We start from the raw sequence: 21,153 nt of genomic DNA, 5'->3' as shown, positions 1-21,153 counted from the left end.
CGCTACGCCGGGCGATTACCGGCAACTGTCCGTTGCCCGACTCCATCGTTCCGAGCCAGCTGTTGAGTTCGAGAGACCAGCCGATCATCCGACCTCAATCGGACACATCGACGTCTCCGGAAGTCGCGCCATCCGCCACGACGGGAGCGCGGCCGGCGTCCGAGGCGCGCTGGTAGCGCTCGGCCAGCCGGCCCAGGACGGTCACCAGCTCGGGTGCGCCGGTCACGGTGAAGTCCGCGCCGAGCATGCCGAGATACAGCGCGAGCATCTCGGGGTGGTCGGAGCCCGGCGAGAAGGCGCATCGCTGCTCGCCGAGTTCCTCCACGTCCACCGGGATCGGCAGGCGGCTCCGGACGTGATCCGCCGAGGCCTCCACGACCACGCGAGCCCGGTACCGCCACGTAGCCTCGCCGACCCCGCGCGAGATTCGGGCCGCGATCTCCCCGTCCGGCGGCAGCTGCCGGGGGGTGAAACGGGGCCCCGTCGGCGTACGAGGCTCCATCCGGTCCACCCGGAACGTCCGCCAATCATCTCGATCCAGGTCCCACGCCACGAGATACCACCTGCCCCGATGGTGGACCAGCCGATAGGGCTCCACCGACCGCCGCCCCGCCGACCCCGCATGCGTCCGGTAGTCGAACGCCAGCCGATGATGATCCCGGCACGCACCGGCGATCGCGGTCAGCACATCGGGGTCGACAACGGGACCCGCTGACGGCATCGCCACCGTCGCGGCCTGGAAGGCGCTGATCCGGTGCCGCAGCCGCGACGGCAGGATCTGCTGCAACTTGGCGAGCGCGCGCACCGACGTCTCCCCGATCCCGGTGACACTCGCCGCCGTGCGCAGCCCCACCGCCACCGCGACCACCTCGTCGTCGTCCAGCAGTAACGGCGGCAGCGCACCACCGGAACCCAGCCGGTAGCCGCCGGCCACTCCCGGCCGGGCGTTCACCGGATATCCCAGCGCCCGCAGCCGCTCCACGTCGTTGCGAACCGTGCGGGTGGTGACATCGAGCCGCGACGCCAGCTCGGTGCTGGTCCAGTCGGGCCGGGCCTGAAACAGCGACAGCAGGCGCAGCAGGCGCGCCGAGGTTTCCAACATCTCCCGATCCTGACGGCAATCTAGGAACGAAGCTTTCCGCGATTGATCCTAACGTTGGCGGCATGGACATCGAGACCTTCCGCATCGCGATCCCCGCCGCCGACCTCGACTACCTGCACCACCGGCTGGCCAACGCCCGCTGGCCCGCCGAACTCCCCGGCACGGGCTGGACACGCGGGGTCCCCCTCGACCACCTCCGCGACGTCGCCGACTACTGGCGCCGCGGCTTCGACTGGCGGGCCCAGGAAGCGCGACTCAACGCGTACCCGCAGTTCACGACCGAGATCGACGGACAGCGCATCCACTTCCTGCACGTCCGGTCGCAGCGGGGGGACGCCACCCCGCTGCTGATCACCCACGGTTATCCGAGCAGCGTCGCCGAGTTCCTCGGCCTGATCGAAGAACTGACCGACGACTTCCACCTGGTGATTCCGTCGCTGCCCGGGTACGCGTTCTCCACCCCGCTCGCCGGCACCGGCTGGACCATGGCCCGCACCGCCCGGGCCTGGGCCGAGCTGATGCGCCGCCTCGGCTACGAGCGGTACGGCGTACACGGCGGTGACGTGGGCGCCGGCATCTCGGGCTCCCTGGCCGGCATCGACGGCCCGCACGTGATCGGCCTGCACGTCGTGACGGACCCGTGGACGGCGGCGGCCACCGCCACGTTCATCCCCGGCATGGCCGAGCGGCTCGACGTCGGCGACCCCGTCGACAAGCTCATCAAGGACCGGATGGATGCGTTCCGCACCGACGGATCCGGCTACCTTTCGATCATGAACAGCCGCCCGCAGACCATCGGGTACGGCCTGGCCGACTCACCCCTGCTGCAACTCGCCTGGATCGCGGAGAAGTTCGAGGAGTGGACCGACCTGCCCATCGACCGGGACCAGATGCTCACCACGGTCAGCCTCTACTGGTTCACCGGCTCCGGGGTCAGCGCCGCACACACCCTCTACGACCAGGCGCACTCGTCGGAATGGGGGAGTGCTCCGGCCGTACCCCAAGCGTTTTCGGTCTTCGGTTCTGATGAGACGGTGCGCAAGCTGATCCCCGCGCCGGCCGAGACGCACTGGGCCGAGCACGAGCGTGGCCGGCATTTCCCGGCCATGGAGGCCCCGGCAGAGCTGGCCGCGGACCTGCGCGCGTTCTTCGGTTCGCTCAAGTGACCGACGTCCTGAGCCGGCGCGAACTCAACCGGGCCACCCTGGCCCGCCAGCATCTGCTGGAGCGCGCGCCGGCCGGGGCGCTCGACGTGATCGAACCGCTGGCCACGCCGCGCCACCGACCAGGCCGATCCAGATCAGCCCGGCGAACAGCGCGAGCCGCTCCAGCAGCCCACTCGGATTGCTCGGCAGGACACCGGCGTCGTCGAGCAGAACCAGCACACCGGCCGCCACGAACGCCACCCCCATGACCACCGCGACCACCCGCGCCGATTGCCGCGGCCCGATCCTGGCCACCGCCCCGATCCCCGCACCGGCCAGCGTCGCGGCGATCAGCTTGTGGATCAGCCCGCGGATGGTGTGCTCCTCCGGCACCCCCGGCGGGAATCCGAGCCCGGCGTCGGTCCGGATCACGGCCAGCGCCACCAGCGCGAACCCGCACCACACCAGCAGGCCGACCGCCCACCGATCGGCCCGCCGACGCAGTCCGGCCGCGCACAGGACGATCCAGAGGCCGCAGGTGGCGAGGTTGACCGTGCCGAGCCAGCCACCCGGGCCGAGCGACAACTGGCTGATCCAGTTACGCGTCTCGTCGTAGCCGGGCCGGGTCAGGCCATCCACCGTGCTCACCACGATCATCTGCACCGCGGCGAGCACACCGAAGGCCGGCAGCAGACGCTTCACCGCGTTCGTCCTCACCGCGCTCGTCCTCACGCCGCTCACCCGCCCGAGGTTACGACCGGCGAGCCCGGCGGGGTGGAAACCCTTGGCCGCGCGCGGAAAGATGGCCGCATGCTGCCGCCGCTCGCGTTGTGAGAGTCGCCCACTTCTGCGACAGCCACGTCGGCCGCCCGGACGGTGTCGCCCGGTCGGCGGAGTTGACCGTCCGGCTACTGCGCTCGGCCGGGCATGACGCCGACCTCTACCGCCCCGGCCCGCTGCTGGGCGGGGGAGTGCCCTCAGTGCCGATGCCGCTGCGACAGATCCGCATCGCCCTGCCCTTCACCGCCCGCCCGGCCGACATCGTCCACGTGCACAGCACCGGCCCGGTCGGGATGACCGGGTTCCGCGCGGCCGCCGACTGGGGAGTGCCACTGGTCGCGACCTGGCACACCGACCTGCTGGCGTACGCCGACCTGTTCGCCGAGATCCCGGCCGGCGCCGCCTGGTGCGCCCTGCGCCTCGGCCTGGGCTGGTCACCTCGGGAATTTCTTGAGCTGACCCGGCCCGGTGCGGTCCGCCGCGGGCGGCTGGTCGAACTCGGCAAGACCATGTTCGCGCGGATGGCGGTGGTGATCGCACCCTCCGCCAAGACCGCGGCCGGTTTCGCCCCGTTCGAGCCGGCCGCCGAAGTCTGTGTCCTGCCCACTCCGGTCACCGCGCCCATGCCTCGTCCGGCGCCCATGCCCGGCCCGGCGGCCACGCCTCGTCCGGCGTCCGCCAACGGCGGCGTCGTTCTCTCGGTGGGCCGCGGCACCGCCGACAAGAACCCGGAGCTGCTGTTGCAGGCCTTCGCCCGGGTCCGCACAGCCCGGCCGCACGCCCGGCTGATCCTGCTCGGGGTACGCCGTCAGCGCCGCCATCTGAACCGCCGGATCGCCGCCCTCGGCCTGCGCGGACACGTCCGGGTCCACCCGCCGGTCCCACACGACGAGGTCGCCGCCTTCTACCAGGCCGCCGACGTACTCGCCTTCGCCTCCACCACCGACACCCAAAGCCTGGTGCTGGCCGAGGCGGAAGCGTCCGGGCTGCCCGCCGTGGTCGCCGACCCGGGCCTCGCCGTCCGGCCCGGCGCCACCGACGCCGGCCGGTTCGTCTGCGACCCGGCACCGGACGCGTTCGCCGCCGCCCTGCTGCGGATGCTGACCGACGAAGCTCTGCGCGCCGCGGTGGTCCGGGACGGCCTGGAGGCCGCGGCGGCGTACTCCCCGGAGGTCTTCCTGCACCGCCTCCTGGAGATCTACGACCGGGCCCGGCTCAGCCGGTCCCCGGCCCACCGGCGCTGACCACGGGCCGGCCCTGAGCAGTGGGTGACCGGGTGACCGGGTGACCGGGTGAGCGGGTGAGCGGGTGGCGGGTGGCGGGTGAGCGGGTGGCGGTGGCAGCGCAAGCGACAGCCGGCTCGCACACAACCCGACCGTGCGCTTCTACCCACGCCGGAGCAGCAACCAGCTCTCACACAACCTCACCGTGCGCGCCTGCTGCGCCAGGCGGTCAACCCGGGGCCTGTCACCGAGCACGACCTGCGACATCGAATCCAGCGAATCCGACGAATCAGGCACGCTGAACTCCGTACGGGAAAAGTGATTTATCGGTAAACCCGAAGCGGAGCTCCAGGCATGGATGCGGGCGGCGGGCCGACGGATCCGCGCTCGATGAGGGTGACGCCCAGCACCCGGCGCTCGGAACGCGCCGACGGCCACTGCGCGAGCTGGGCCAGCAGCACCTCCACCGCCGCCCGGGCCTTGGCCGGGATGTCCTGGCGCAGGGTGGTGATCTCGGGGGTGACATGCCGCGCGACCTCAAGATCGTCAAACCCGATGATCGACATCTCGTCCGGCACCGGGCAGCCCGCCCGGACGAACCCCTTGAGCAGGCCCGCGGCGATGATGTCGGCGGTGGCGAAGATCGCCGTGGGCCGCTGCGGCGCGGCCAGGACCTGCTGCGCCACAGCGACGGCCGCGTCGAAGCTCGTGTTGCACCGCACCACATGCTCCGGCCGCAGGCTCAGCCCGGCCTCCGCCAGCGCCTGCACGAAACCGGCGTGCCGCTCGCGGACGACACCGGGCTCGTCGAACCTCGGCCCGACGAAGCCGATCCGCCGGTGTCCGGCTTCGATCAGGCGGCGGGCGGCGAGGTGGCCCCCGAGCCTGTCCTCGATGCCGACGTTGCTGATGTGGGGTGAGGTGCCGTGGTTGTCGATGAACACCATCGGCGCTTCGTAGGCCCGGTGCAGCGCGGCGACCTCGTCGGCCCGCGTGCCCAGGAAGATCGCCCCGTCGACGTTCCAGGATCGCAGGCTGTCAGCGGTGGACTCGACGCTGTTCACCGAGTGCGCCATCAGGTAGAGGCCGGCCCTGGTGACGTGCGATTCGACCTCGGCGAGGAAGACCGAGTCGTGCGGGTCCATCAGGGGCTCGCCCCGGCTGGAGTCGCGACCGGGAAAGGCCAGGGCGACGATGTTCGACCGGCGCGCACTCAATGATCGGGCCGTGGCGTTGGGCACGTAACCGAGCCGGCCGACGACCTCCATGACCCGGGCGATGGTGGCCGGCGAGACCCGGTCGCGGCGCCCGTTGAGCACGTTGGAGACCGTCATCTTCGAGACCCCGGCCTCGCGGGCGACGTCCTGGAGCGTCGGCATCTCTTTTGGTCCTCCCTGCGCCCGGATGGCGGCCCACCTTCCCATCCAACCATCTTGACGTCGGTCGATGGCCGGGCTAGGTTGCCCAAGTATACCGGTAAACCTAATCGCGAACGAATGCCCATCGGCGCATTCCTTGGACCGTTGATCCCACCCCTTCGGCGGCAGCCGCAGAGGTGATGACTCCATTCCTGCGGAGGTTCCATGAAAACCACGCGCACCTTGACCGCTGTACTCACAGCCGGCCTTCTGACGCTGACGGCATGCTCCAGCGAGCCCTCCGCCGGTGACGGGGTGAAGGACACGACGGCGGCCAAGGGGCTGCCGGTCGCCGGCGTCAACCTGAAATACGACCCGAACACCCTGGTCAACGACGGGAAACCGATCCGTCTCGACTGGTGGGCCTGGGGAAACGTCCCGCAGATGCAGGCGTTCGCTGACGCGTACCAGAAGATCCACCCGAACGTCGACATCACCGTCGTCAACCAGCCGTGGGAGGACTACTGGACGAAACTGCCGTTGCAGTTACAGGGCACGAAAGGGCCCGCCATCTTCAACGTTCACAACAGCGAGCACGACAACATAATCAAATACATGGCACCGTACGACGTCCCGCTCGATCAGTTGACTGCCGACTACACCAACGTCAAGTCCCACGTGATCGACGGCAAGGTCTACTACGTCGATCTGGGGCTGATGAGCGGGGCCATCTACTACAACAAGGACATGTGGACCACGGCCGGCCTGACCGACGCCGACATTCCGCAGACCTGGGACCAGTTCCGTGAGGTGGCGAAGAAGCTCACCCTGCGCGACGGTTCGAAGCTCAAGCAGGCCGGGTTCAACTTCAACGCCTCGTTCAGCGCCTTCCAGTCCGGCCTGGCCTACCAACTGGGTCAGAACATGTTCGCCGCCGACGGGAAGACGCCGACCGTCGACAACGCCGCGAACATGCAGGTCATCCAGCGTTTCCTGCAGATGTACGGCGACGGGAGCGGTTCGAAGGACTTCGGCACCGAGGCCACCACCAGCTTCGGCCAAGGTCAGACCGCCATGGTGTACGCCTGGGGCTGGTACGAGGGCACGCTGCGCAACGACTTCCCGAAGATCAAGTTCGGGGTCTTCCGTACCCCGGTCCCCACCGCCGGCGCGACGCCCTACGCCTTCGACCGCTACAACGGTGAGTCGACCATCGGGATCAACAAGAACGCACCGGCCGACCAGCAGGCCGCCGCCCAGGACTTCCTGAAGTTCTACCTCACTGACAAAGCCGGCATGAAGGCGCTCAACCTGAGCTACGGCGTCTTCCCGGCATACAAGCCGCTGGCCGACGACCCCGAGATCAAGGCCGACCCCGCACTGCAGGCGTACGGCGACATCGAGCGCTACATCTGGCCGGGCACCATCCCGTCCACCTTCGAGGACAACTTCACGAAGATGTGGCAGGACATCCTCTACAACAAGGTCGACCCGGCCAAGGCCCTCACCGCGGCGCAACAGAAGATCGCCACCGACCTGAAGACCAAGAACTTCCAATCAGCCGAGCAATCGTACGCCGGGTACGCGCCCTCGAAATGACCACCACCGAACTGACACCCGGGGTGGCGCCGCCCGTCCCCTCGCCGAGGAACCGGCGGCGCACCCCGGCCGCGCGCGGCGAACGCCCGCTGCGCCTGGTCGTGGTCACGACGATCGTCGTGGCGATCCTCGCCCTCGTGGCCTGGCCGGTCGTCGCCGCGTTCCTGGGGAGTCTGCACGACTGGAACCCGCTCAACGGCACCTACCAATGGGCCGGCCTCGCGAACTACCGGCGGCTGTTCGCCGATCCGGTGTTCTGGACCTCGTCCGTCAACACCGTCGTCTTCATGGCCGGCGTGATCATCGGCCGGGTCGTCCTCGGCATGGCCCTCGCCTACGCCATCCACTCGCGGCTGATCCGCAGCAAGACGCTGTACCGCACGCTCTTCTACCTGCCCACCGTCACCCCGCTCGTCGCCGTCGCGTACGTCTGGCGCCTGATGTACAACCCGCAGTTCGGTGCGGTGAACTCGATCCTCGGGTTCGACGTCAACTGGCTCTACGACAGCCGCTTCGCGCTGCCCGCGGTCATGGTGATGACCATCTGGAAGGACTTCGGGTTCGCCGTCATCCTCTACCTGGCCGGCCTGTACGCCCTGTCCGCCGACGTGCTGGAGGCGGCCGAGGTCGACGGGGCCGGCGCCTGGCCACGGTTCCGCCGGGTGATCTGGCCGATGCTGCGCCCGACGACCCTGTTCGTCGTCGTCACCTCGATGATCGGCTACCTCCAGGCGTTCGTGCAGGTCTTCGTCCTGACCGGCGGCGGCCCGGGCGACTCGACCAGCCTCATCTCATACCTCATCTATCAACAGGCGTTCGAGAACTACAACTTCGGGTACGCGTCGGCGGCCGCCTTCGTGCTGTTCCTCGGCACAGCGGTGCTGACCCTGCTGTCGTACCGGGCGCAAACCGGCCCGCTGCGCGGAAAGGCACAGTGATGCGCCACAGGACACCCGCCATCGCCCTCAACGTGGGGCTGCTGGCCGTCGCCGCCGTGACGATCTTCCCGTTCGTGTGGATGCTCATGTCGAGCTTCAAGAACGCCGACGAGATCGCCGCGGTCGACCAGCACCTGCTGCCCCGCGTCTGGACCCTGGCCAACTACCGGTCGATCCAGGAGAACTTCGACGTGGTACGCCTGTTCGGCAACTCGATGCTGCTGGCAGTGGTGATCACCACGATCGCCGTCTACACCAGCCTGCTCGGCGGGTACGTGTTCGGCAAATACCGCTTCCGGGGCCGCGGGCCGCTGTTCTCGGTGGTCCTGGCGACCATGATGATCCCCTGGGCCGTCGTCCTGATTCCCCGCTACACGATGTTCACCGACGCCGGGCTGCAGGACAGCTACGCCTCGATCATCATTCCGGCCGCGATCAGCTCCTTCGGCATCTTCATGATGCGCCAGAGCATGGACAACGTGCCGGACGAGGTCCTCGAGGCGGCCCGGATCGACGGCGCCTCCGAGTTGTACATCTTCCACCGCATCGTCGCTCCGCTGAGCGTCAACGCGATCTCGGCGCTGGCCATCTTCCAGTTCCTGTGGGTCTGGGAGGACTACCTGTGGCCGTACCTCATGATCAGCACCCCGTCCAAGCAGGTGCTCGCGGTGGGCCTGACCACGTTCAGCGGGCAGTACAGCACTGATTACGGCGGCCTGTTCGCGGCGACCACGGTGTCGATCATTCCGGTCGTCATCGTCTACGTGATCTTCCAGAAGCGCTTCGTCGCTGGGGCGGCCAGCGCCGCCGTCAAGGGTTGAGTTCCACAGTCGAGGAAGGCCAGGCGTGTCAGACGCTCAGTATTTCCGGAGTTTCACGCGTGTCGACGCGGTGGAGGTGACCAAACGGGGCCTGTTGGCCGGCCTGCACGGTGAACGACTCAGTGTCGACGTCGTGCACGAGGACGTCGTACGGTTCGCGATCACCCGGGGCGGCGTCTTCGACGAGCACCCCTCCCACGCGGTGTGCGTGGATCCCCTGGCGGCCGAGGTGCCGTTCACGGTGGAGGAGACGACCGGCGACGACGGCGGCCGCGTTGTGCGGCTGCGGACCTCGGGGCTGGTGGTCACGCTGGGAATGGCACCGTTCCGGTTGGACGTGCATCGCCCGGACGGATCACCGGTTGCGGTAGGCGCGGACGACAAGAATGGTGGCGCCGGGGCGTACGCGATGTTGAACGACGCCTTTGTGATTCGCCGCCGGTGCCGTGGGGCTGACGCGATCTACGGCCTGGGGGAGAAGACCGGCCCGCTGAACCGGCGCGGCCGCGATTACGCGCTGTGGAACGTCGACGTCCTGGACCCGCGCGCTTCCGGCGAATTCGCCGCCGCGCGCGCGGAGAACGACCCACGGGCGGACCGGACGAGCACACAATTCGATCCCTACTACGTCTCCATTCCCTTCATCTACCACCTGGACGCCACGTCGGGCGCGACCGCCGGATCGTTCGTCGACAATCCCTACCGCGCCTGCTACGACTTCTCCGTTCCGGGGGAGTACTCGATCCGATTCGACGGCGGTCAATACATCGAGTACGTCTTCACCGGTCCCCGCATGCCGGACATCCTGGCCGCCTACACCGGGTTGACCGGGCGGATCGCGGTACCACCCGTGTGGTCCCTGGGATACCAGCAATGCCGATGGTTCGCCTACACCCAGGCCGACGTCGAAGCGCTGGCTCGCCGGCACCGCCAGGAGGAGATCCCCTGCGACGGCCTGTGGCTCGACATCGAACACATGGACGGCTACCGGGTGTTCACCTGGGACGCGCAACGGTTCCCCGACCCGGCGGCGATGCTGAGCACATTGGCGAAAGCCGGATATCGACTGGTGACCATCGTGGATCCCGGAATCAAGCACGAACCCGGATACCGGGTGTTCGACGAGGCGATCGACGCCGACCTGCTGTGCCGGACCGAAGGCGGCGGAGTGTTCCTCGGCCAGGTGTGGCCCGGCGACACGGCATTCCCCGACTTCACCCTGCCGGAGACCAGAGAATGGTGGGGACAGCTGAACGCCGAGCATCTGCGCTCGGGAGTCTCCGGAATCTGGAACGACATGAACGAACCAGCCACCGGGGCCATCGACCCGCAAGCCATGCGGTTCGGCCGAGGCCGGCATTCCCACGAACGATTCCACAACCAGTACGCCTTGCTGATGGCAATGGCGGCAGTGCAGGGATGGCGCGCGGAACGCCCGGACGAGCGCCCGTTCGTGCTGTCGCGAGCCGGATCGGCCGGAATTCAGCGGTACGCCGCGAACTGGATGGGCGACAACCTCTCCCGATGGGACCACCTGGCGATGAGCATGCCGATGGCCGCCGGGCTGGGACTGAGCGGTCAGGCATTCGTCGGCGCCGACGTCGGCGGATTCATGGGCGACACGAACGCCGAACTGTTCCTGCGCTGGATGCAGTACGGGGTGCTGACACCCTTCTGCCGCAACCATTCAGCGATCAATCACGTCGACCAGTACGCCTGGTCGTTCGGGCCGACGGTGGCCGGCCTGGTCGGCGAGGCCATCCGACTGCGGTACCGGCTGATCCCGTACCTGTACGCGGCATTCGTCGAAGCGAGCCGGACAGGCGCACCGGTGCAGCGCCCATTGGTGTTCGACCATCAGGACGACCCGCTGGCCCGGGACATCGACGACGAGTACCTGTTCGGCCCGGACCTGCTGGTCGCACCGGTCCTCGCCGCCGGGATGACCGCCCGCCGTGTGTACCTGCCGGCCGGGACCTGGGTCGACTGGTACGACGGGACAGTCCTGACCGGGCCGGGATTCGTGACCGCGGCGACACCGATGGACCGGATCCCGCTGTACGCCCGCGGCGGTGCGGTGATCCCGATGTGGCCGCACGCCCCCGCCCACGCCGACGGCTACCAGCCTCGCAGCACGGAGCTGCACGTGGTGGTGCCGGCCGGCGACGGCGCGCACACCTCGGTGCTGGTCGAGGACGACGGCGCCACCACCGCGGCCGAGGGCGGCGCGGTCCGGCGGACAGTCTTCACCTTGACCCGGACCGGGGCCGTGGTGACGGTGCTCGCTCGCACCACCGGCGACGGCTACCCCGAGTTCGTCCGCGACGAATTCGTCCTGGTGATCCGCGGCGCGCACCCGCGGGAGGTCCACGTCGACGGCGTCGCCCACCGGGTGACCGACGCACGGGTGCGGTTCAGCAACCACGGCGGCGACTTCGACGCGACGTTCACAGCCTGACGAAACGATGTGACATGCCTTCGCGGGCGAGTTTCGTTGTCGGAGGCAGCAAACATTCACCAACAAGATTATTTACAGCGATCATTCGAACACATACGGTGTGGTCACTTACGATCGCCACGCTTCACGGGGGATGTGTGCCATGGCCGGACGGGGTTCCACCCTGCGCGGATTCGTTTCTGCTGCCGTCTTGGCGGCCTGCGGAATGATCGCACTGCCGGCAGCCGCAGCGGCGGCGGCGCCGCCCTCGTCGTCACCGACAGCTGAGGACACCGCGCTGGACGCGGCCGCCCAGACGGGCGTCCCGGTCGTGGTACACGGCTCACAGACCGAGACGTCGCGGGCATTCGCGACCCCGGCCGGCAAGCTGGTCCTCGAGTCCTATGCCGAGCCACGATGGACGGGCGACAGCGCCGGCGGCTGGCGGCAGATCGACCGCCGCCTGCGACTGGAGAACGGCGTGGTGACACCGGTCGCGACGCTGGCCGCCACCACCTTCTCGGCGGGCGGCACACAGCCGATGGCAACGCTGCCGGTGGCCGGCGGATCAGTCGCGTTCTCCTGGCCGGGCACCCTGCCCGCGCCGCGGCTGGAGAACGACACCGCCGTCTACGAGTCCGTGCTGGACGACGTCGACCTGCGGGTGCGCGCGCTGTCCGACGGCTTCACCTGGTCACTGGTGGTGAACACCCGCGAGGCCGCGCAGAACCCGGAACTCGACGAGCTGCGGTTCAAGGTGGCGGCGTCCGGCGTGTCGGTGGCCGGCAAAGCGGGCGGCGGGTTCGCCGTACGCGACCGCGCGGGCCGCAACGTGGCGTCGGCTGACGGCGCGGTGATGTGGGACGCCAAGGGCACCGCCCCGGCCGTGCGGGCGTCGGCTCGTACCCTCAGCGAGGAGTTGCCGGAAAAGGCGAACCGGGCCGAGCTGGCCACCGGGATCGAGAACGACGAACTGGTGATCGTGCCGGACACCGAGGTGCTGCGCGGCAGGAACGCGGTGTACCCGGTGGTCATCGACCCGTGGACGACGATCAACAAGATCCGCTGGGGTTACGCCAACGAGACCAACGCCAACCGCAACGACGGCGTCGCCCGGGCCGGCCGCGACCCGGACGGCTCCGGCATCGCCCGGCCGTTCTTCGCCTTCAACCTGGCCTCGCTGGCCGGCAAGCAGATCCGCAGCGCGAAGTTCCTGACCACGATGACGCACTCCTGGTCGTGCACGGCCACCCCGGTGAGCCTGTTCCGCTCGGCCGACCTGGCCACCGCCGGCCGGCAGGCGTGGGACGGCCCCGACCTGCAGCTGTTCATCCAGACCATGAGCGGCAACGCGCACAAGCCGAGCACCGGCGCCGGGTGCGGAAACGACCCGCAGCCGAACAAGCCGTTGGAGTACACGGCGGCCGCGCTGCGCACCGACGTGGACGCGGCCAAGGGCCAGACCAATTACACGCTGGCGCTCGCCGCCGGGGAGACCGGTAACCGCGTCGGCGAGGGCGACTCGAAGAACTGGAAGAAGTTCGACCCGGCCCTGACCAAGCTGTCGATCGAGTACAACACCCCGCCGAACACCCCGTCGGCCGGGCAGCTCACCCTGACCGCCGACTACACGGCACCGGCGCAGGCGTGCGTGACCGGCACGAACCGGCCGATCCTGCGGTCGTCGTCGCCGTGGCTCAAGGCCGTGCTGACCGACCCGGACGGCACCAACGGCGGCACGCTCAGCGGCCAGTTCACCCTGCAGAAGTACGACGGCAGCACGTGGGCGACGGTCTCCGGCTGGCCGCGCACCAAGTCCGGCGTGGCCCCGAGCGCCAAGGCCGAGGTGCAGATCACCAGCGGCATCGCGAACGGCGACCGGCTGCGCTGGCAGGTGCGGGCGAGCGACACCCTGGGTGGCAGCTCCAACCAGTCTGCCTACTGCGAGTTCGACGTGGACACCACCGGGCCGACCGCGAAGCCGTCCGTCGCCACGGCCGACAACCTCTACCCCGAGGCCACGCCGGACGACGTCGTGCACGGCAACATGGGCCGGTCCGGGCAGTTCACCTTCGGGCCCAACGGCCAGGCCGACGTGGCGTCGTACGCGTACCAGCTCAACGCCGGCCCGGTGATGACCGCGACCCCGGCCACGGCCGGCGGCAGCGTGACCATCTGGGTGACCCCGAACCGGCTCGCCGAGAACGTGCTGACCGTGCGCGCCAAGGACCAGGCCGGCAACGCCTCGGGCCCGTACGACTACAGGTTCCTGGTGAACGAGGGCAACGCGCCCGCCGCCGTGTGGGGCCTGGACGAGGGCTCCGGCAGCACCGCGCAGACCACCCCCACCGGCGGGCCGAGCCTCGCTCTCGCGAACAATCCCGGCTGGACCGACGACCGGATCGTCGGCACCCACTCGGCCACCGGTGTGCAAAAGGCGCTGACGTTCAACGGCACCACCCAGTCGGCGAGCAGCGCGGCCCCGGTGCTCAACACGTCGCGGACGTTCACCGTCGCGACGTGGGTGAAGCTGAGCAACACGACCGGCTTCCAGACCCTGCTCAGCCAGTCGGGCACCAGCTCCAGCGCCTTCTATCTGCAGACCACCCCGTCGACCGGGGTCAACCGCTACCGGTTCGTCCGGCACACCGCCGACGGCGGCACCTACTCCCAGGCCGCCGCGACCGGCACCTCGGCGCCGCTGGTGGGCGTGTGGACGCACGTCGCCGGCACCTACGATGCCGGCACCCAGGAGCTGCGCCTGTACGTCAACGGCAAACTGGAGGGCACGGCCGCCTACAACCCGGCGCAGGCGTGGAACGCCACCGGCCCGATGCACGTGGGCCAGGCCAGGACCGCGGGCGTGCTGGGCAACTTCGTCGGCGGCACCTTCGGCGAGGTCCGGGTCTGGGACCGGGCGATCGACCCGGTCATCGACCTGCGGCCGCTGACCGAGCCGGTGCAGGTCGGCCAGTGGGAGATGGACGACCTGGACGACGACGCGCCGCGTGAGGTGACCGACGGCTCCGGCTACGACCGGCCGCTGACCCTGACGCAGACCACGCACGCCACCCAGCCCACCCAGCTCGCCACCCAGTGGGGTGAGGGCTACAACTTCTCCAACGGGCTGGTGTTCGACGGGGTGACCGGTGCGGCGGCTACCGCGGGCCGGGTGGTGCGCACCGACCAGTCGTTCTCGGTCACCGCCTGGGTGCGGCGCGACAGCAACACCGGCAACCAGACGGTCTGGGGCCAGGACGGCACCGTCAACAGCTCCGCCTACCTGCGCTACCAGGACAACTTCACCGGCGGCGCATGGGTGTTCGGCATGCGCACCACCGACGACACGGCCGGCAGTCAGATGGCGGCGTTCATCACCGGGGCCACCAGTGCCTGGACCCACCTGGCGGCCACCTACGACGCCACCGCCGGCGTGATGCGGCTGTACGTCAACGGCGTGCTCGCGAACACCGCGAACTACCGGCCGGCCTGGGACTCCACCGGCGGCTTCACTGTCGGCCGCGGCAAGTACCTGAGCGGCAGCAACACGTACTGGAAGGGCGCCATCGACCGCGTCCGGGTCTGGCAGGGCACGCTGGCTGCCGAGGACATCACCGCACTGTTCAACGAGCCCTGATCCCATCCGCCGCCCGCTTGACGCCAGGAGCGCGTTGTCGTGATTAGTCGTGTCCTCATCTCCGTGTCCGCCTTGGCGGCCGGCCTGCTCATGGTGCCCGCCACCGCTGCGCAGGCCGCCGAACCGGCCAAACCGCTGCCCGCCCAGCGCTACGACACCGTGCCGCTCGCCGAGCCGGCGGCAGCCCGGGTCAAGACCACCGTGGACGGCACCGTGGCCGCCGCGAAGGTGAAGCGGCCGGCCCCCGAGTGGCCCGCCGCCGCCACCGCCGAGACGCCCCTGATCAAGACCCGGGCGCGGGCGGGCCGGCTGCCCGTGCTGGTCGCCGCGCCTGGAGGCGTGAACGGTGGCGGGGCAGCCAAGGCCAAGGTCAGCACCCTGGACCGGGCGGCTGCCGCCCGGTCCGGCGTGGACGGGCTCCTGCTGCGGGTCAGCACCGAGTCGGCCGCGCCGGCCGCGCTGGACGTCACGGTGGAGTACGACAAGTTCGCGACCGCGTTCGGCGCCGACGGGGCGGCCCGGCTGCAGCTGGTAGCGCTGCCGGACTGCGACCCGGGTACGGAATGCCGGCCCGTCCCGCTGCCGACCCGCAACGACGCGCGGGCCCGTACCGCCACGGCGCAGGTGCCCGCGGTCAGCGCGGCGGGCACCACGGTCGCGCTGACCACCGGCCCGTCCAGCGGCGCCGGCACGTTCACCGCCACCGACCTCAAGCCCTCGGCGCTGTGGACGCAGTCCGGCTCGAGCGGCGACTTCACCTGGTCGTACGGTATGAGCGGCCCGGCCACCACGGCCGGACCGGAACCGGACATCGGGCTGTCCTATTCGGCGCAGAGCGTCGACGGCCGGCATGCCGCATCGAACAATCAGCCGGGTCAGGTCGGTGAGGGCTTCTCGCTCGGCGGCGGCGGGTACATCGAGCGGCGTTACAAGACCTGCCAGGAGGACATGGGCGGTCCGGGCGCGCTGAACACCACCAAGACCGGTGACCTGTGCTGGGGCACCGACAACGCCGTGCTGCAGATGCCGGGCAGCTCCGGGGAACTGCTCAAGGACAGCGACGGCAAGTGGCACCTGACGTCCGAGAACGCCTCGAAGATCGAGCGCCTGACCAGCGGTGTCACCAACGGTGACAACAACAACGAGCACTGGAAGGTGACCACCGCCGACGGCACCCAGTACTGGTTCGGGCGGTCGGCCAGTTCGGCGTGGACCGTGCCGGTGTTCGGCAACAACACCAACGACGAGTGCCGCAACACCACGTTCGCGAACTCATGGTGCAACCAGGCCTGGCGGTGGAACCTCGACCAGGTCGTCGACATCAACGGCAACACGATGACGTACACGTACACCAAGGAGACCAACAAGTACGCCAAGAACCAGACGAGCGCCTCCCCGGTCGACTACGTGCGCGGCGGCTACCTGGAGCGCATCGACTACGGCGGCGGCAACCAGGTCGTGTTCACCAACAGCGACCGCTGCCTGGCCAACTGCGGCACCAAGAATCCGACCACCTTTCCGGACACCCCGTGGGACCTGGACTGCTCGGTCGCGCCGAAAGCCACCAACTGCCTGCAGGGATCGCCGACGTTCTGGAGCGCCAAGCGGGTCAGCAAGGTGACCACCAACCAGTCCGGCAGCCCGGTCGACTCCTGGACGTTCGACCAGAGCTTCCCGGACCCGGGCGACGGCACCCGGCCCGGCCTGTGGCTCAAGAGCGTCACCTACACCGGGCTCAACGGCGGCAGCGTGCCGTACCCGAGCGTGTCGTTCGAAGGCGTCCAGAAGCCCAACCGGGTCGACTCCTCCGGCGGTGACTGGGCGCTCGCGATGAACTGGTGGCGGGTCAACTCGATCCGCACCGAGACCGGCGGTCAGATCTTCGTGACCTACAGCGACCCGGACTGCGTGGTCGGTTCGCGCATGCCCGCGGTGGCCGCACTCGACAACAACGCGCTGCGCTGCTACCCGGTCAAGTGGACGCCGGAGGGCCGCACCACGGACGTCACCGACTACTTCCACAAGTACGTCGTCACCGACATCCAGGAGATCGACCACGCCGGCGGCAACAAGACCGAGCTCACCCACTACGACTATGAGAACCCGGGCAACCAGGCGCTCTGGCACTACGACATGAACGACGGCATCACGCCCACGGCGAAGCTGAGCTGGGCGCAGTGGCGCGGCTACCCGCGGGTGGTCACCACGCTCGGCGGCGCGGGGGAGCAGAGCAGGACCGAGACCCTCTACTACCGCGGCATGCACGGCGACCGGCTGGCCAACGGCACCGCCCGGTCGGTGTCGGTGACCGACCGCGACGGCGGCACCGCGGTCGACCACGAGGCGTTCGCCGGTAAACCCCGCGAGCAGATCACGTACGACGGCAGCACGATCGTCGAGGCCACCGTCACCGACTTCTGGCAGTCCGCGGCGACCGCCACCCGCACCATCGGCACCTCCACGGTCGAGTCCCGGTTCACCGGGCCGTCCACCGTTCGGGTGCGTGAAGGCCTCGACGGCGGCGGGTGGCGGCGCACCAAGGCGGTCTCCACCTACGACAACTACGGCATGGTCACCCAGGTCGCCGACCTCGGCGAGGAGACGCCGACCGGTGACGACGAGTGCACGGCCACCGAGTACGCGCGCAACATCACCGGCACGAACTGGCTGCTCACGCCGGTCAAGCGCACGCACAGCTGGGCCGGGTCGTGTGCCACCGCGGCCACCACCGAGGCGCAGATCATCGGCGACACCCGGCACAGCTTCGACACGCTGGGCTACAACGCCACGCCCACCAAGGGTCAGGTCACCACGACCGAGACGATCAGCGGATTCAGCGGGGGAACCCGCGGCTATCACGTCGACAAGACCAACAAGTACGACGCCGTCGGCCGGGTCACCGAGACCACCGACGTGACCGGCGCCCGGACCCGCACCGTCTTCACCCCGTCCACCGGCGCACCCACCACCCGCACTGTGGTCACCAACCACCTCGACTGGCCCACCACCACCGACTTCAACCCGGCCCGAGGACTGCCGACCAAGGTCACCGACTCGAACGGGCGGATCACCGAGTACGCGTACGACGCCGCTGGCCGTACCACCGATGTCTGGTCGCCGGGCCGGCCCCGGGCGACGTTCGGCAGCGCGCCGACCGCCCACTTCGACTACACGCTGATCAAGGCGGACGGGATCACCGTCAAGGACGCCTCGACGGTCGTCACCAAGAAACTCGACCCGAACGGCGCCTACCGCGTCAGCCACGAGATCTTCGACGGCTTCCTGCGCGACCGGCAGACCCAGACGGTGGCCTACGGCGGCCCCAGCCCGACCGAGAAGATCGTCACCGATACGTTCCACGACTCCGCCGGGCGGCTGTGGAAGACCAACGACGAGCACGCCATGGCCGGCCTGCCGACCGGCAAGATCAAGGACGGGCTCACCCTGGACGACGACGTCCCGCGCCAGACCGTGCGCGTGTACGACGGCGCGGGCCGGATCACCAACGAGATCCAGCTGTCCGAGGGCGCCGAGAAATGGCGCACCACGACCAGTTACCACGGCACCCACACAGCGGTCACCCCGCCGCAGGGCGGTATCGGTGTCACCACGTACACCGATTCCCGGGACCGCACGACCGCGGTCCGCGAGCACCACGGCCGCACACCGACCGGTGGGTACGACGAGACGAAGATGACCTACCACCCGGCCGGGAAGCTGGCCACCGTCGTCGACGCTTCCGGCAACACGTGGAGCTACACGTACGACATCCGCGGGCGGCAGACCCAGGGCAGCGACCCCGACCAGGGCACGACGATCACCACGTACAACCTCAAGGACCAGGCCGAGACGGTCAAGGACGCGGAGAACCGGGTGGTCGCCACCACCTACGACGACCTCGGCCGCCGGACCAGCATGCGCGACGGCACGATCACCGGCGCGGTGCGGGCGTCCTGGACGTACGACACGCCGTACAAGGGTGCCACCGCCACGAGCACCCGTAACGTCACCGCGAACGGTGTCACCAGCGCGTACGTGCGCACCCTGGTCTCGGTGGACGCCGAGTACCGGCCGAAGCTGACCCGGGTCACCATCCCGGCCGCCGAGGGCGCGCTCGCCGGTACCTACGATTCCGACCGCACGTACAAGGCGGACGGCTCTCCGGCCACTGTCGTGCTCCCGGCCGCCGGCGGCCTCGCCAAGGAGACCGTCACCTACGAATACGACGACGTCTACGGCACCGCTGCGCGGCTCAAGGCCGGCTACACGGGCGCGGCCTACTACGTCAACCAGGCCACCTACACCAGCCTGTACGAGCCGAGCACCGTCAACCGCTCGACCCAGCTCACCGGCGCCGGGTTCGTCTCGTCCGCCCGCTACTACGACGAGTCCACCGGCCGGGTCGAACGCCGGTCGGTGACGCGCAGCGTGGGCAGCGCGTACGTCACCAACGCGACGTTCGACTACGACGAGGCCGGCAACATCCGCCTCATCGACGACAACGCGGCGGCCGGTCGTGACACCCAGTGCTTCCGGTACGACCACCACCGCCGGCTGACCGAGGCGTGGACGCCGGCATCGGCCGACTGCACCAACCTGCCCGCATCGGCGGCGGCGCTGGGCGGCCCGGCGCCGTACTGGCAGAGCTGGAGCTTCGGCACGCCGACCGACCCGATCGGCCGCGTCGGCAACCGGCGTCAGCAGGTTGACCACGCCACCACCGGCGACGTCACCACCACGTACGCCTACCCGGCGGCCGGCTCCACCCGCCCGCACGGCGTCACCGGCACCACCCGCACCGGCGGGACGGCCGGCACGTACGCCTACGACCAGGCCGGCAACACCGTCTCCCGGCCGGGTCTCAACGGCCAGCAGACGCTGACCTGGGACGCCGAGGGATCACTGGCCACCGTCACCGACGCGAGCGGCGCCGGCAGCTACATCTACGACGCCGACGGCGAGCGGCTGATCTCCCGCGACAGCACCGGGACGACCGTCGAGCTGGGAGACACCCAGGTACGCCTGGCCGCCGGGGCGAGCACGGCCACCGCGATCCGCTACTACACCTTCGGCGGCGAGACGATCGCCCAGCGCGACAGCGGCGGCCTGCGCTGGCTGGCCGCCGACTCGCAGGGCACGGCGTACGCCACGATCACCGCTGACACGAGCCAGACCCTGACCCAACGGCGCTCCAAGCCGTACGGCGAAGCCCGCGGCGTGGCGGTCACCTGGGTCAACGCACGCGGCTACCTGGGCGGGCAGGCCGACCCGACCGGGCTCACCCACCTGGGTGCCCGCGAGTACGACCCGGGCCTGGGCAAGTTCGTCTCGGTCGACCCGGTCCAGGACCTCGCCGACCCGCAGCAGTGGAACGCGTACTCCTACTCGGAGAACGAGCCGGTCGGCAACTCCGACCCGACCGGCCTGCGCAGCGACCCCAACGTCAGCGGATGCGCCAAGGGTGGCGGCGGCGCGTGCGGGCAGCCCCGCGGCGCGTACTGCGAGGGTAAGAAGAACTGCGACCCGACCAACGGGCCCAAGGCCAAGGCCAAGCCCAGGTACTTCCACCATCCCGAGTACAAGTACAAGGGCTCCACCACGCGGAAGACCAGGACCGGAAACACCGTCTGGTACGAGGACCGGCCGGGCAAGCCGTTCAAGCAGCCCAAGCCGAAGCCCAAGCCGCAGGTCAAGAAGCAGTACACCCCGCAGAAGGGTGGCTGGTCGGCCCAGCTCTGCGTCGCTGGCATCTTCGGCTTCGGGGCCAGCGGCGTGGGCTCGCTCTGCTTCGCCGCCGATCGTAAAGGCATCGGCTACTCCCGCACCGCCGGTGCGGGCTTCTGGTTCGGCGGGGGTGCGGGCGGCTCGGCGGGCATCAGCATCTCCAACGGCAGCCTCGACGACCAGGGCGGCGACTCGATCGGTGGCGAGGCGCAGGGCTTCTTCGGCGGCAAGGCCGCCGTCGGCGTCTCGAAGTCGAGAACCGCGAACGTCTGGACGGTGACGCCCAACGTGGGTATCGGGCCCGGCGCCGGCGTGGGCTGGTTCGGCGGCACTCATACCTGGACGGAGCGGGTGTGGGTCTACCCGTGGGCCGACGACTAGGGTGCCGG

General features: G+C 69.6%; 11 protein-coding genes. 8 read left to right on the top strand and 3 right to left on the bottom strand.

Going from position 1 to position 21,153, the window contains the following annotated elements; translation table 11 throughout:
* Window positions 1–94: 94 nt before the first annotated feature.
* Window positions 95–1,102, bottom strand: coding sequence for a helix-turn-helix transcriptional regulator (locus tag ACFQV6_RS11315; protein ID WP_378027356.1), 1,008 nt, complete (start codon window positions 1,100–1,102; stop codon window positions 95–97).
* A 62-nt stretch (window positions 1,103–1,164) separates the two neighbouring features.
* Here ACFQV6_RS11315 and ACFQV6_RS11310 point away from each other — a divergent pair, with 62 nt between their 5' ends.
* Complete coding sequence (locus tag ACFQV6_RS11310) at window positions 1,165–2,268, top strand: epoxide hydrolase family protein (RefSeq protein WP_378027355.1); 1,104 nt, start codon at window positions 1,165–1,167, stop codon at window positions 2,266–2,268.
* 24 nt (window positions 2,269–2,292) lie between these two features.
* On the opposite strand, the gene ACFQV6_RS11305 is transcribed toward ACFQV6_RS11310, so the two are convergent.
* Window positions 2,293–2,949, bottom strand: a complete 657-nt coding sequence (locus tag ACFQV6_RS11305; RefSeq protein ID WP_378027354.1) for a DUF998 domain-containing protein — start codon at window positions 2,947–2,949, stop codon at window positions 2,293–2,295.
* Between the two features lie 128 nt (window positions 2,950–3,077).
* On the opposite strand from ACFQV6_RS11305, the gene ACFQV6_RS11300 reads away from it, so the two are divergent.
* On the top strand, window positions 3,078–4,271 hold the full coding sequence (locus ACFQV6_RS11300) for a glycosyltransferase (RefSeq protein ID WP_378027353.1): 1,194 nt from the start codon (window positions 3,078–3,080) through the stop codon (window positions 4,269–4,271).
* Window positions 4,272–4,573: 302 nt separating this feature from the next.
* On the opposite strand, the gene ACFQV6_RS11295 is transcribed toward ACFQV6_RS11300, so the two are convergent.
* Window positions 4,574–5,629 carry a LacI family DNA-binding transcriptional regulator gene (locus ACFQV6_RS11295; protein ID WP_378027352.1) on the bottom strand — a complete coding sequence of 352 codons (1,056 nt, stop codon included), beginning with the start codon at window positions 5,627–5,629 and terminating at the stop codon, window positions 4,574–4,576.
* Window positions 5,630–5,833: 204 nt separating this feature from the next.
* Between ACFQV6_RS11295 and ACFQV6_RS11290 the strand changes: the two genes are divergently transcribed.
* The 6 genes from ACFQV6_RS11290 to ACFQV6_RS11265 all read left to right on the top strand — a co-directional run bounded on the left by ACFQV6_RS11290 (window position 5,834) and on the right by ACFQV6_RS11265 (window position 21,145).
* Window positions 5,834–7,207 (top strand): ABC transporter substrate-binding protein, encoded by a 1,374-nt coding sequence (locus tag ACFQV6_RS11290; protein WP_378027351.1) that lies wholly within the window; start codon window positions 5,834–5,836, stop codon window positions 7,205–7,207.
* On the top strand, window positions 7,204–8,145 hold the full coding sequence (locus ACFQV6_RS11285; protein WP_378027350.1) for a carbohydrate ABC transporter permease: 942 nt from the start codon (window positions 7,204–7,206) through the stop codon (window positions 8,143–8,145). The genes ACFQV6_RS11290 and ACFQV6_RS11285 overlap by 4 nt, the downstream gene beginning before the upstream one ends.
* A complete protein-coding gene (locus tag ACFQV6_RS11280; protein ID WP_378027349.1) occupies window positions 8,145–8,966 on the top strand; it encodes a carbohydrate ABC transporter permease in 822 nt (273 codons plus the stop codon). Before ACFQV6_RS11285 ends, ACFQV6_RS11280 begins: the two co-directional genes overlap by 1 nt.
* 25 nt (window positions 8,967–8,991) lie before the next feature.
* The gene (locus ACFQV6_RS11275; protein ID WP_378027348.1) at window positions 8,992–11,424 is read left to right on the top strand and encodes a TIM-barrel domain-containing protein; all 2,433 of its coding nucleotides are present in this window, start codon (window positions 8,992–8,994) and stop codon (window positions 11,422–11,424) included.
* Window positions 11,425–11,566: 142 nt separating this feature from the next.
* Window positions 11,567–15,040 carry a LamG domain-containing protein gene (locus ACFQV6_RS11270; RefSeq protein WP_378027347.1) on the top strand — a complete coding sequence of 1,158 codons (3,474 nt, stop codon included), beginning with the start codon at window positions 11,567–11,569 and terminating at the stop codon, window positions 15,038–15,040.
* A 63-nt stretch (window positions 15,041–15,103) separates the two neighbouring features.
* On the top strand, window positions 15,104–21,145 hold the full coding sequence (locus ACFQV6_RS11265) for an RHS repeat-associated core domain-containing protein (protein WP_378027346.1): 6,042 nt from the start codon (window positions 15,104–15,106) through the stop codon (window positions 21,143–21,145).
* Window positions 21,146–21,153: the final 8 nt, after the last annotated feature.

The sequence above is a fragment of the Actinoplanes sp. GCM10030250 genome (genome assembly GCF_042666575.1).
In the GTDB taxonomy this organism is placed as follows: domain Bacteria; phylum Actinomycetota; class Actinomycetes; order Mycobacteriales; family Micromonosporaceae; genus Actinoplanes.
The sequence above is the reverse complement of the archived record's forward strand: the minus strand, read 5'-3'. Positions and strand labels throughout refer to the sequence as shown.